The organism is Bacteroides sp. D20 (genome assembly GCF_003436255.1).
Lineage (GTDB): Bacteria > Bacteroidota > Bacteroidia > Bacteroidales > Bacteroidaceae > Bacteroides > Bacteroides uniformis.
Genome location: NZ_QSOO01000002.1, coordinates 322831 through 336478 on the forward strand (window position 1 = coordinate 322831; position 13648 = coordinate 336478).

Below are 13648 nucleotides of genomic sequence, written 5' to 3' on the forward strand. Positions count from 1 at the left end.
TCTTTATGATTATTTTGCGTACTGTGAAAAACTTCTCGTCGCTGAATATAGCGGCGAGCATCTTGCTGTTTTTGATGGCTATTTTGGCGGCCGTTATTGCTAATTCACCAATGGCTCCGTTGTATCAGGGCTTTCTTTTGCAGGAACTGCATCTGCGCATCGGAGACTTTAATTTGTTCTCCCATGGCGGTCATCCGTTGAAAATGATTGAGTTTATAAACGACTGCTTGATGACTGTTTTCTTTCTGGCTGTGGGGTTGGAGATAAAGCGGGAACTGCTGGTGGGTGAACTTTCTTCCTTTCGTAAGGCTTCTTTACCCTTTGTAGCGGCATGTGGCGGTATGTTGGTGCCGGTCATTGTCTATTCACTTTTGGTCGTTCAGGGTACTCCGGAAACGCGCGGTATGGCTATACCGATGGCTACGGATATTGCTTTTTCATTGGGTGTACTCAGTCTGCTGGGTAAACGGGTGCCTTTGAGTCTGAAAATTTTCCTGACGGCATTTGCAGTGGTCGATGATATTGGCGGCATTCTGGTTATTGCCATTTTCTATAGTTCCGAAGTGGCATACGGATATCTTATTGTAGCTGCTGTCCTTTATTTCTTCCTTTACTATATGGGGAAATTCGGTATGACACAGAAGATATTCTTCCTGCTTATCGGGGTAATTATTTGGTATTTGTTCCTTCAGTCGGGCATTCACAGCACTATTTCCGGAGTGATACTGGCCTTTGTAATACCGGCCCGTCCCCGTTTGGATGCCGGGAAATACATTAAACGCATCCGCGACATTATCGGTGATTTTCCGGTTACCAAATCAGATAATATTATATTGACCAATGAGCAGATTGCCACTCTAAAACAAGTGGAGCGCGCTTCTGATCATGTAATTAGTCCTTTGCAATCCTTGGAAGACAATTTGCATGGTGCGGTAAACTTTGTGATACTGCCGCTCTTTGCCTTTGCCAATGCCGGTGTGGTGTTCAGTGGAGGCGGTGGCGTTGTTGGAGCTGTTAGTATAGCGGTGGCTGCAGGATTGCTTCTTGGCAAGTTTATCGGTATTTTTCTGTTTACCTGGCTGGCGGTCAAGAGTGGTTTGTCCTCAATGCCTCCGGGAATGAATTGGAGAAGTGTTGCCGGAGTATCCTTGTTGGGGGGGATCGGTTTTACGGTATCTTTATTTATAGCCAACCTTTCTTTTGCAGGAGAATATCCGGATCTGCTGAACCAGGCGAAGTTTGGTGTATTGCTGGGAACGATTGTTGCCGGTATGTTGGGATATATGGTACTGAATGCGGTGTTGCCGAAGGTTAAGAACAAATAGATCTCCACTTTGGAATACTGGACGAAGAATCGGTTCTTTAGGGATATTCGGTAAATCCTCTGAAAGATAAGTTGGGATGTGTCAATGATTTAAGAAAACGTATTCTTTGTTACAGAAACAGAAGAAATAGTCCATTATTCTTAAAAAACATTCGTATCTTTGCTGATACAAGTCGAAAAGGACCTTCCGGATATGAAGCACATAAAGGCAGTTGCCGGATACATATTGATTCTTTCTCTCTGCCTCGTGTGTGCACACCCTGCCCATGCGGAGACACGGCGTATTGCGCTGATACACTCTTTCGAGCCGGGCTATCCGCCTGCTGCGAAGGCTCTGGAACTGTTGCAAAAAGAGTTCAGCCTTCTCGGCTTGGACTGCGATGTACGCGAATACTATCTGGACTGCGACCGCTACATGGAGGAGGCAGAAAACCTCCGTATGGCCGGTTTCGTGGACGACCTCTCTGCCTGGGGAGCCGAGTTGATAGCCGTGCTCGACGACCAGGCTGCCTATGCGCTGATGGCATGCAGACACCCGTTGGCGCATGAAATACCCGTTGTGTTCAGCGGTGTGAACTATCCCAACATATCTCTGCTCCTGCAATACCCCAACATCACGGGCTATGCCGACACGCCCGATTACTTGCGTACCATACGCATGATAGAGAGTATCATGGGAAAGTCGCGCATCTGCCTGATGAACGGACAAGTGTTTCTGGACCGCAAGATATGGCATGCGTTGAATGAGCAGTGTCGTGGGCAGGGGTTCGCCATCGTGACCTCTACCGAGGGTGCTTACTTTGCCGGTTCCTCCTATCACCGTGTGCGCGAGAGGGAGACTATCAGCCCTATACTGAAACGGCAGAACATAGACGTGTTGCTGGACACCACGAAGATTGTGCGCATGACGAGCGACTCCATAGCGATACGCCATCTGATGTGGCTGGGACGCGGCGACAATACGTTGCTGCTCTACACCAAGCGAGACTATACCACCAAGCGTGTGGGCATGCTCTTCGACAATCCCACGTTTCAGACCATCAACGAGGGCTTCGGCTTTGCCGACTACTTGCTGGGAGGATATTTCACTCCACTGGAAAGCCAGATAAGATACATGGCGACCGGTATCAAGGAACGCCTCGAAGGGCGGATGCCCCGGCAGCAGGTGACGGAATGCGCCAAGCAGTACGTGCTGAACTGGCATGTGCTGCAGAAGTATGGCATCCCGCTCGAGAGCATTCCGGCAGAGTACACTGTGATGTATATCCCTTTTTCGGAGCGCTACCGCTATCCTATACTTATCGGTTCCATCTTGGGCGCAGTCTTCGTGCTGACGGTGATAGTCTTGCTCTCCTTCAGCCTGCTGCGCGAACGCAGGCGCAAGCGTGAGGCATTGCGAAACCTCCTCTACGAGCATGAGACCCTCTGCCTGGCCATCGAAGGAAATTCTACCTACGCCTGGCGACTGGAGGGAGATTCCGTGTCCTGCGACTCGCAGTTTTGCGAGCTTATTCATCATTGCCCCGGCCGTCTTCTGCTCGATGAAATCACTCCCTACATCCATCCCGACGACTTACCCGCCTTCCGCAAGAACATAGCGGCAAGGCATGAACGCACGCACCACAAGGGGCAGTATCGCTGTAACTTCACCGGCGAGTTCCAGTGGTGGGAGTTCAGCTACAATACCATCCACACCCCCGGACACGCACCCATCATAGCCGGACTGCTGCAGAATATCCAGGAACTGAAAGACCACGAGCAGGAGCTGATAGAATCCCGCGAGCTTGCGGAGCAAGCCGAACTGAAACAGTCGTTCCTCAATAACATGAGTCACGAAATACGCACTCCGCTCAATGCCATTGTCGGCTTCTCGGACATGCTGGCTAACGAGCCGGAGTTCTCCGACGAAGAGCGGCAGGAGTTTGTGGACATTATCAACACCAATACCAAACTGCTGCTGAAACTGGTGGGCGATGTGCTGGAACTGTCGCGCATCGAGTCGGGTAACCTCTCGTTCATCTTTCAGCGGGAGAGTGTGCGCCAGCTGCTCGATGACGTCTATCAGACGCATAGCCTGCTTATCCAGCCGCCGTTGCAGTTCCTCAAGGATTTCCCTCCCGAAGATGTGCAGGTGAATGTAGATCCCATGCGACTGACACAGGTACTCACCAACTTCCTGAACAATGCCAACAAGTTTACGAAAGAAGGCAGCATCCAGCTGGGGTATTGTTGTCCGTCCGGCATGAGCGAGGTACATCTTTATGTGGAAGACACCGGCATAGGCATTCCGCACAGCGAGCAGAAGATGATTTTCGAGCGTTTCTACAAGCGCAGCGAGTTTTCCCAAGGCGTCGGGCTGGGCTTGTCCATCTGTGTGCTCATTGTCGAAAAGATGGGAGGACGCATCGAACTCCAGTCCGAGGAAGGCCGTGGAAGCCGTTTCACAGTGGTACTGCCTTGTATTGAATAAATCCTTAAAAAATGTAATCGCGTTGTAATGCCTTTATATATAATTTTGCGTATCTTTGCCAATGTTTTAAGAAATATAACGTTTTAAGAAACTAATTTAAAAGACATTATGTTAAAGAGAGTAAGAATTATACTGACGGTGCTGCTGTTACTGGCCACCGTGGGTGTAGATGCGCAGGTCACCACTGCCTCTATGGCAGGTAAGGTGACGGATGCAAGTAATGAGCCCATTATCGGCGCCACTGTCCAGGCTGTTCACCAGCCTTCCGGTTCGCGCTACGGAACCGTGACCAACGTTGACGGACGCTATTCCATCCAGGGTATGCGCACCGGTGGTCCCTACCGGGTGGAGATTTCCTACATCGGCTATCAGACGGTTATTTATAAGGACATCACCCTTCAGCTGGGTGAGGTATACAACCTGAACGTAGAGATGAGTGAATCTTCCGAGTTGCTGAACGAAGTGATTGTGACGGCTGCCAAGACCAAGTTCACCGCTGAAAAGACGGGTGCCACTACCAATATCTCGTCTGCACAGATGACGCAGCTTCCCACCGTGAACCGCAGCATCAGTGACATTGCCCGCCTTTCTCCCTATGCTAACGGCATGAGTTTTGCCGGCGGTGACGGACGTTCCACGAACTTCACTATCGACGGTGCCAACTTCAACAATAACTTCGGACTTAGCTCCAACCTTCCCGGCGGCGGCAACCCCATCTCCATGGATGCCATCGAAGAGGTGCAGGTAGTGGTGGCTCCCTTCGACGTGCGCCAGACGAACTTCATAGGCGGCGGCATCAACGCCATTACCAAGAGTGGTACGAACACGTTCAGAGGTACTGCCTATACCTATTACCGCAACCAGGACATGCGCGGTAACCGCATCAACGGCGAGGACCTGGGAGCACGTTCCGACGAGTCCAAGACTACCTACGGCTTCACGCTGGGCGGTCCTATCATCAAGAACAAACTGTTCTTCTTCGTAAACTACGAAAAGGAGAAGACTCCGGGAGAGGTTATAAAGTATCGCGCGCGTGAGGACGGTGAAGAGGCAAAAGGTATGGTGTCCCGTACGCTGAAGTCGGATATGGAGAAGGTGTACAACCATCTGAAGGACAAGTACGGCTACGACGCAGGCTCTTACACAAGTTTTCCTGCTGACGAGGAGAACACCAAGATTCTGGCCCGCATCGACTGGAACATCACGGACCGCCATCGCTTGAGCCTCCGCTACAACAATACGAAGAATACGGCTTGGAATGCCCCGAACGGTAACTCTTCCGATACGGGATATCGCTTGAACAATACTTATCGCGTAGGTACGCAGTCTATGGCGTTTGCCAACAGCATGTATTCCATGGACAACAAGGTGCAGTCTTGGGCGACAGATTTGAACAGCCGCTTCACCGATAAGATTTCCAATCAGTTGCTGTTCACCTACACCAATATAGAGGACATGCGCGGCACCAATTCTTCTCCTTTCCCCTTCATCGACATCATGGCAGGCAAGGACGAGAATGGAAACCAGATTCTGGAACCGTACATGAGCGCCGGTTACGAGTTGTTCACCTACAACAACGGTGTGAAGAACAAGATTACGAACATTACCGATAACTTCACCTTCTTCACCGGTAACCACAAGCTGACAGCAGGTCTTAGCTATGAGCACCAGTTTGCCAACAACGCCTATATGCGTAACGGTACGGGATATTACCGCTATAACAGTCTGGAAGATTTCCTGAGTGGCGCAGCTCCCGAATCATTCGCTTTGACTTATGGCTTCAACGGTGTGGCCAACCCCAATGCTCAGGTTACCTTCAACCAGCTTGGTTTCTATGCCCAGGATGAATGGAACCTCGGCAACAGTCTGAAACTGACCTACGGTATCCGTTTCGACAACTTGATGTTCGACAACGACGACCTCCAGAGAAACGATGCCATCTATGAGCTTGACTTCGACGGGCAGCACATCGACACTGGCAAGTGGCCGGATTCCAGATGGCAGATTTCTCCCCGTATAGGTTTCGTTTGGGACGTGTTCAAGGACAAGTCGCTGAAAGTACGTGGAGGTACGGGTGTGTTTACCGGACGTCTGCCGTTGGTTTTCTTCACCAATATGCCGACCAATGCTTCTATGGTACAGAACTCCGTTACCTTTAAGACCCAATATGACAATGGAAAGGTGGTGGGCCATGATTCCCGTCTGGACCAGTTGGCAGGCGGCATGATTACGGACATGAACCAGATAATCGACAAGTTCAACCTCCCCACCACGATTGAGAAACACGTGGCGGGAAGCAAGATTTCCGGTGTGGCTCAGGACTTCAAGATGCCGCAGGTGTGGAAGTCGTCTATCGCGGTGGACTATCAGGTACCCGTATCTTTCCCCTTGACCGTGACGGGAGAGTTCATGTTCACGAAGAATGTGAATGCCGTTACCATCAACAACATCAATATCAAGAACCCCGACGAATGGAAGTACAATAAGCTGACCACCGTCAAGGGCGCTGATGGAAAAGACGTGACAACTACGGAACTGTTGCATACGGGTATGCAACGTTTCAATGGTGCGGATAACCGCATGGTGTACTCTTATTCTCTTTATGACAACCCCGACAAGAATGTGAAATATGCAGGCGACTTCGTGCATTACAATGGCAAGAATGCCGTGGTACTCGACAATACATCCAAAGGCTACGGCTATACGGCAAACATCACGGTGAATGCCCAGCCGGTGGATGACTTGATGCTGATGCTGGCCTATACGCACACGGAGTCCAAAGAAGTTTCCGGTCTTCCGGGCAGCGACCCTATCTCCACTTGGCAGGGATTGAACACGATTGATGGTTCCAATTATGTGGATGCACAACGGTCACAGTATGTGGTTCCCGATAAGGTGATTGCTTCTGTGGGCTACTACATCCCCTTCAGACACAAAGGCCTGCTTCGCGGCACACACCTGAATCTGTTCTATTCCGGCTATTCTTCCGGCGGTTACAGCTTCTGCTACACCAACGACATGAACGGCGATGGTATCAACAACGACTTGATGTACATTCCGAAGGACGATAGTGAAATCAACTTCAAGACAGAGGAAGACCGCGTTGCCTTCTGGAAATTCGTAGAGCAGGATTCGTACTTGAAGAATCACAAAGGACAGTATGCCGAGGCTTATGCTGCCCGCGCTCCGTGGGTGCACCGCTTTGACTTCCGTCTGCTGGAGGATTTCGAATTCAAGATTGGCAAGACCAAGCATTGCTTCCAGTTGAGTTTTGACATCATGAACGTGGGTAACCTCATCAACTCCAAATGGGGTATCTCCAAGACCAATACCGTTTCCAACAGCAACCGAATCCTGAAGTATGAAGGGGTGAAGAGCGCCACTGACCTGACTCCGGTATTCTCCATGTATAAGGTGAACGGTGAATATCCTACCAAGACTTACGACACCTATCAGAACTACAGCGAATGCTGGAAGTTGCAAGTCGGTATCCGTTACGTGTTCAACTAATCGGGTGCAGATAACCTCCGTTGAATGGCAGAATATGATAAGGCAAGGGCTGTTCCGGGATTTCCGGGACAGCCCTTATTGTTTTTGGCTTTCTTTACTTTATTGTATTTCAACCTCCATAATCACTGGATTGTGGTCGCTGCACAAATCCAGGTCTGGAGAGTAGTATGCAATACCCTTCAGGCTGGGGGAGTGGAAGATGTAGTCAATACGCAACATGCGTTTGGCATAGCGGTAGGTGTACATGTATCCGTTTCCGGCAGTGCGGAATCCGTCTTTGAGGGTTTTCCTCAAATGATGGTAGGTGTAGGAGGAAGGTATTGAGTTGAAGTCGCCGCATAGCAGCACGGGATAGGGGCTGGTCTTGGCGTAGTGGCTGATGACGTAAGTCTGCGTGGCCCGCTTCATGAAGTTTTCGTGCAGGGTGCCTGCGGCATCTTTGGCTGCCTGGACTTCGCGGCGGGTGTCGTCGGTGGCCAGCTCGCGTTCCCACTTCCTGCGCTTCTGGCTGACGCTGGTGGTCTGCAGGTGGTTGTTTATCAGACGTATGGTATCCGTACCCATCGCTACATCGCACATCATGCTACAGTTGGAGCTTTGCTGGTAAGTGATGAAACGGTGGTTCGCCAATGGATAGCGGCTGAATACGGCGATAGGCAGTACGCCCTTGACGGAGTCTTCAGAAGGGATGAGCGCGTGTGACCAATGCGAGAGTACGCGCCGTATGCTGTCTGTGGGGAAGTCGCTGTTGTCTCCGAACTCCTGGAAGCACAGCACATCCACGCCTTCCTGCTGCATGTACCGGGCTATCTCCTTGCAGGAATAACCGGTAATCTCACCTCCGAAGTTGTGTATGTTGTAGGTGGCTATCTTCAGATACTTGCCTGCCGGGGTTTTGTCTTTCGGCAGGTGGAGCTGGAAGACAGACGTCAGATATCCCCAGTTGCAGAAGAATGCCACCAGCGGAACCAGTGCCCAGCGCTTACGGGCCAATGCCCAGCAGAGTGCCGTTATCAGATTGACAATCAGGAGTACGGGCACTGCCAGCCCCAGTAATGGCATGATGACGGAATCGACCGGAGCTACATTTCCTGAGAAGGCTGCCACTATGGTGATGGTGGCCAAGACGAATGTCGCTGCTATCAGACAGATGTAGAACAGACCTTTTACGGCGGACTTTCCCATGTTGTTTGCTTATTTATTCACTACGTTCACCGGCTTGCCGTCTTGGTAGGCCTTGATGTTCTCGAGCATAATCTGCATGAGGCGTTCGCGCGCGGCGGTGCTTGCCCAGGCAATGTGCGGAGTGATGTAGCAGTTGCGGGCGGAGAGCAACGGATTGTCGGCACGGGGAGGTTCTTGCGAGAGTACGTCTACGCCGGCGGCATAGATGGTACCGTTGTTAAGTGCGTCGGCAAGGTCTTGTTCGTTGATGAGCGGGCCGCGTCCGGTATTGATGAGGATGGCGGTGGGCTTCATCAGTCGGAGCCGTTCTGCATTTACCATCTCGCGGGTGGAGTCGGTGAGGGGACAGTGCAGGCTGATGATGTCACATTCGCGGAACAGCTCGTCCAGCTCCATCTTGCGGATTTCGGGAGGAAGCTGGAAGTTGGTCTTGGAGGTGTAGGCACATACCTTCATACCGAAGCCGATGGCGATGCGGGCGGTGGTGAAACCGGTGTGGCCCAGGCCTACGATTCCGAGCTTCTTTTCGCGCAGTTCGATGAGCGGCGTGTCCCAGAAACAGAAGTCCTTGCTTGCTGTCCAGCGGCCCCGGTGCACCTCTTCGGAGTGGTGTTGCACTTGCTGGGTGATGTTTAGGATGTGGGCAAAGACCATTTGGGCTACGGAGTCGGTGCTGTAGGCGGGAATATTGGTGACGATGATTCCGCGTTCTTTGGCGGCAGTGGTGTCTACGATGTTATATCCGGTGGCCAGCACACCGATATACTTCAGTTCGGGCAGTGCCGCCATGTGTTCAGCGGTGAGTACAGTTTTGTTGGTCAGCAGGATTTCTGCACCAGCAGCGCGTTCCAATACTTCCGCAGGGGCGGTGCGGTCGTAGATGGTGCACTCGCCCAAGGCTTGCAATTCGTCCCAGCAGAGGTCGCCGGGGTTGGCGGCATAGCCGTCTAATACTACTATATTCATGGAGTTATGAGTTATGAGTTATTTGTTGTGGGGATTTTCTGTATCCGACTTTTAATCTCTAATTTTTAATTTTTAATTTGAATTGATAGTTTACCATTTCTTTTCCTCTCCCCAGAGTTGCTGCATCCGTTCCTTATGCTTTTGCTCGGCAGGGTTGAGTTGTGGTTCCCAGATGCGGCGGTCTTTCAGTTCGTCGGGCAGGAATTGCTGCTTGACGAAGTTGCCGGGGTAGTCGTGGGCGTACTTATACTTCTCGCCGTAGCCCAACTGCTTCATCAGCTTGGTGGGCGCATTGCGTAGGTGCAGGGGGACGGGGAGGTTGCCCGTTTCGCGTACCAGTTCCAGGGCATTGTTGATGGCCATATAGGCTGAATTGCTCTTAGGACTGGTGGCGAGGTATATGGTGGCTTCTGCCAGGGGGATACGTCCTTCGGGCCATCCCACTTTCATCAGCGTGTCGAAGCAGGCGTTGGCAAGCAGCAGCGCGTTGGGGTTGGCCAGTCCGATGTCTTCGGAGGCGGAGATGACGAGGCGGCGGGCTATGAAGGCAGGGTCCTCACCGCCTTCTACCATGCGTGCCAGCCAGTAGATGGCGCCATCCGGGTCGCTGCCGCGAATGGATTTGATGAAGGCGGAGATGATGTCGTAGTGCATCTCGCCGTCCTTATCGTAGGCAAGAGGGTTCTGTTGCAGGCGTTCGGTCACCATGTCGTCGGTGATGAGGACAGGGTCTGCGGCTTCGGAGTCTACCACCAGCTCGAGGATGTTGAGTAGCTTGCGGGCGTCTCCTCCGCTGAAGCGGAGCATGGCAGTGGTCTCTTTCAGTTCTATCTTCCGTTCCTTCAGCACGGTGTCTGTGGTGATGGCGCGTTGCAGCAGTTCCAGCAGGTCGTCCTTCTCCAGTGACTTCAAGGTATAGAGCTGGCAGCGGGACAGCAGCGGGCGGATGACCTCGAACGAAGGGTTCTCCGTGGTGGCGCCTATCAGCGTCACGGTGCCTTGCTCCACGGCTCCCAGCAGTGAGTCTTGCTGCGATTTGCTGAAGCGGTGTATCTCGTCAATGAAGAGGATGGGACTGGCTTGCGAGAAGAAACGGTTGCTCTTGGCGCGCTCTATCACGTCGCGCACGTCCTTCACGCCGCTGGTCACGGCACTGAGCGTATAGAAAGGAGTTTCCAGCTTGTTGGCGATAATCTGCGCCAAGGTTGTCTTTCCCACTCCCGGAGGACCCCATAGGATAAACGAAGAGATACGTCCTGCATCAATCATCTTACGTAGCACTGCACCCGGTCCCACTAAATGTTTCTGACCGATATATTCATCTAATGTTCTTGGTCTAAGCCGTTCTGCTAATGGTTGCATAGTATGTAACTCTTAAAAAATCATTAATATCATGAAGCGTATACCGCCCTTCTTCACTCCCGGTATATCCGTATAGGTCAGTCGGCGTACATATTCTATGTGGAGCAGCTTGAAGATATTGTAGATACCTACACTGGCTTCCACATAGGGAGTCTTGCCCATGACGTGGCTGGTGGGTACACCGTCGCGCATGGGGAAGAGGAACAAGTCGGGATTGTTGCTCTTGTATGGGTTGTTCTTGTCCGTCAGCGTGCCCCACAGACCACGGATGCGGAACATCTCGCGCCACTTCAGCTTCTTGATGAGCGGGATGCGGTTGAAGAGTTTTCCGTTCATGTCGTAGCTTAGGTTGAGGGAGGCGTAACGGTCGTTCAGGAACTCCATGTTGTTGATGAGGTTGAAGGACTCGTTGTTCTGCGTGATGTACGAGAGGTTTGCCATCGGTAGGTTCAGCAGCGGGAAGGGAACGGTGTTCCATTGCGCACCGGCACGTGCCGTTACGTCCAGCTTGCCCCACGAGCCGAGCCAGAAGCGCTTCCGGATGCTGGCTTCCGTCAAGTTGAAGTTGTACTCTCCACCCAGCACGCCCTTGAATCCGGCGGTGTGGGAGAGGGTGAAGGTGGGCGCATCCAACGATACGGGCACGCGGCGCTGTTTGGTGTTGACGAAGGTTTCACCGGGAGCGTAACGCAGGGTCACACCCAGCTCGGTAGTGGTGATGTCGTGCACCAGCGTATTCTTTTCATCCCACTGTCCGGGTGTTTCTCCGTTGTTCTTCCAGTATTGCAGTTGCCCCGCAGGCTGGTCGTTGCGGTGGCGTGCCATGGCCTGTACGGAGAAGCCGGTATTGGTCTCCAGCTCGTAGGTCAGCGTGGCGTCGCGCATGTAGGACATCTGGTCTACCGTAGTCCATTTCCAGCCGACAAACAAGTTGTCCTTGTCCGTGGCGAGGTACTTGTCCATGGGAGACATCACGTCGTAGGTGTACTTGAAGGCGATGTAGTGCTTCGGGAACTCCCACAATACGTATTCGCGTTTGTTGAAGGAGTAGGCCACCTGCCCGGAGTAGAACCATTTCTTGTCCTTGGTTCCGTAGGCGCCGTAACCGCTCAGGCTCCAATGCGGGTCGAGGTTACCGGTTGTCATACCGCTCAGACGGAAACGGGTGCCGTTGACGTAGTTGCTGGTTATCATTGTGTTGATAGGACCGAAGTCGAACTTACTGGGATGTTTCTTGCTGCCCGTTTCCACGAAGTTCTCAATCAAGGCTTTCGCTCCGAAGATGACGTACTTGAAGCCGGGAATCTGTTCGATACGGTTCATGAATACGTCCATCGTGCTCTCCTTCTTGGTGAGAGGCACTTGGCGCACTTTCGCCCAATACTCGTCGCTCTTGGCAAGCATGTTCGCCTCCTTGATGACATTTCCTTTCAGGCGGAAGAGGCGGGGTTCTATCTCTGTGAACTGATAGTCGCTGTACTTGGTGGTCCGCTGTACTTCCAGGCCTTGGATGCCTTTCACAAAGTGCAGTTCCACGGTCATGTCGTCATCGGTCAGCACCCAGTTTCCGTCGGGCAGTTGTTCGAACTGCTGCACGATGTCGAGGTTTTCCACGAAGTTGACACCCGTCTTCTTGGGCAGGTTCATGGTACATTTCTTCACGGCATAGGTGGAGTCCTTCACCACGTAGAGGTGCCCCGTGAAACCAAAGTCCTGTGGGTTCTGGGGAACGAAGGTGAGGTGCACGCACTCCTGCCTATCCACCATGAGCGTGTCCATCAAGTAGTATTTGTAGAAGCTGATGGCTCCGCGGCCGATGGGGCTGACGAAGCGGCGTTGCAGCAGGCGGATGTCGTCGTCGTAGATGTTGATGTCGGAAAATACGTCCGTAAGGATGGTCCCCAGCATGTCTCCGGTGTTGAAGAACTCTTCGATACCGGTGGAGTTCATACCTTCGATGATGGTCTTTTCGCTCTTGGGGCTTTTACGGAAAATGGTCTTGCTGGCCGTCTCCTTGATGGAGATGGGTAGAATCATCTTGTTGGTCTTGGGCGATACCTCCACCTGGTCTTTGAAGAAGGAGAATTTCTTGTAGATGCCTTTCTCCATTTTGTCAGGGGTGACGTCGTTGAGCGACATCTTCATCTTTTCGTACTTCTGGTACTGGTAGTAGTCGTTCTCTTCCAGTTTCAGTGCCTTCTTATTCTCGATGACCTTCTTCATGAACTCCACGGCGGGGTTGTTCTTGCGAGAATATTTCTCCTTTTTGGGCTTCACCACGACTTCAGAGAGCATGATGTCATCCGATTGCAGTTTGACGTTCAGCACCCGGGTGCCGGGTTTCAGTTTTACTTTCTTGGTGATGTAGCCTACGGCGGAGAACGTCAGCTCATCCCAGCCTTTGCGGGTTTCCACCTGGTATTCACCGTTTGCGTTGGAGATGCCGCCTACACCTTTCCCTTCATACTGTACGGTGATGTACATCAGCGGTTCGTTCGTGAGGGAGTCTGTGATGACACCCTTTATCTGGGCGGATGCGCTGATGGAGACGAACAGTGACAGCAGGAAAAGGGCGTAAATTGTATATCTTTGCTTCATAAGTTACAGATAATTCGGGCGCAAAGTTAACAAATTAAGGTTAATCAAGAAGCAAATATAGACTAAAGAAACGGGAGATATGGTTAAATGAACGTGAAAGTCGTATGTCTTGTTTGCCGGATACAGATAAAAAACGTACAGAATCCTTATAGAAAAGTTGCCGGATATAAAGGATAAAGTTGCACAACGTATGGAGAAAGTTCTATCCCAAGCCTTGGGATAGAAAGACCCAA

7 protein-coding genes are annotated in these 13648 nt (G+C 51.8%); 3 read left to right on the forward strand and 4 right to left on the reverse strand.

The window, feature by feature from the left end; genetic code table 11:
* The first annotated feature begins 5 nt into the window (after positions 1-5).
* The 3 genes from nhaA to DXD78_RS03250 all read left to right on the forward strand — a co-directional run bounded on the left by nhaA (position 6) and on the right by DXD78_RS03250 (position 7304).
* Positions 6-1325 (forward strand): Na+/H+ antiporter NhaA, encoded by a 1320-nt coding sequence (nhaA, locus tag DXD78_RS03240; protein ID WP_005828276.1) that lies wholly within the window; start codon positions 6-8, stop codon positions 1323-1325.
* A gap of 192 nt (positions 1326-1517) precedes the next feature.
* On the forward strand, positions 1518-3794 hold the full coding sequence (locus DXD78_RS03245; protein WP_009036939.1) for a HAMP domain-containing sensor histidine kinase: 2277 nt from the start codon (positions 1518-1520) through the stop codon (positions 3792-3794).
* Between the two features lie 108 nt (positions 3795-3902).
* On the forward strand, positions 3903-7304 hold the full coding sequence (locus DXD78_RS03250; protein ID WP_009036940.1) for a TonB-dependent receptor: 3402 nt from the start codon (positions 3903-3905) through the stop codon (positions 7302-7304).
* Positions 7305-7403: 99 nt separating this feature from the next.
* Here the strand turns inward: DXD78_RS03250 and DXD78_RS03255 are convergent, their stop codons facing one another.
* The 4 genes from DXD78_RS03255 to DXD78_RS03270 form a co-directional block, all read right to left on the reverse strand.
* Positions 7404-8489, reverse strand: a complete 1086-nt coding sequence (locus DXD78_RS03255; RefSeq protein ID WP_009036941.1) for an endonuclease/exonuclease/phosphatase family protein — start codon at positions 8487-8489, stop codon at positions 7404-7406.
* A 9-nt stretch (positions 8490-8498) separates the two neighbouring features.
* Complete coding sequence (locus tag DXD78_RS03260) at positions 8499-9455, reverse strand: D-2-hydroxyacid dehydrogenase (protein ID WP_005836435.1); 957 nt, start codon at positions 9453-9455, stop codon at positions 8499-8501.
* A gap of 90 nt (positions 9456-9545) precedes the next feature.
* A complete protein-coding gene (locus DXD78_RS03265) occupies positions 9546-10817 on the reverse strand; it encodes a replication-associated recombination protein A (protein WP_009036942.1) in 1272 nt (423 codons plus the stop codon).
* 12 nt (positions 10818-10829) lie between these two features.
* Entirely contained in the window at positions 10830-13415 is a 2586-nt protein-coding gene (locus DXD78_RS03270) for a DUF5686 and carboxypeptidase-like regulatory domain-containing protein (RefSeq protein ID WP_008663243.1), read from the reverse strand.
* Positions 13416-13648 lie beyond the last annotated feature (233 nt).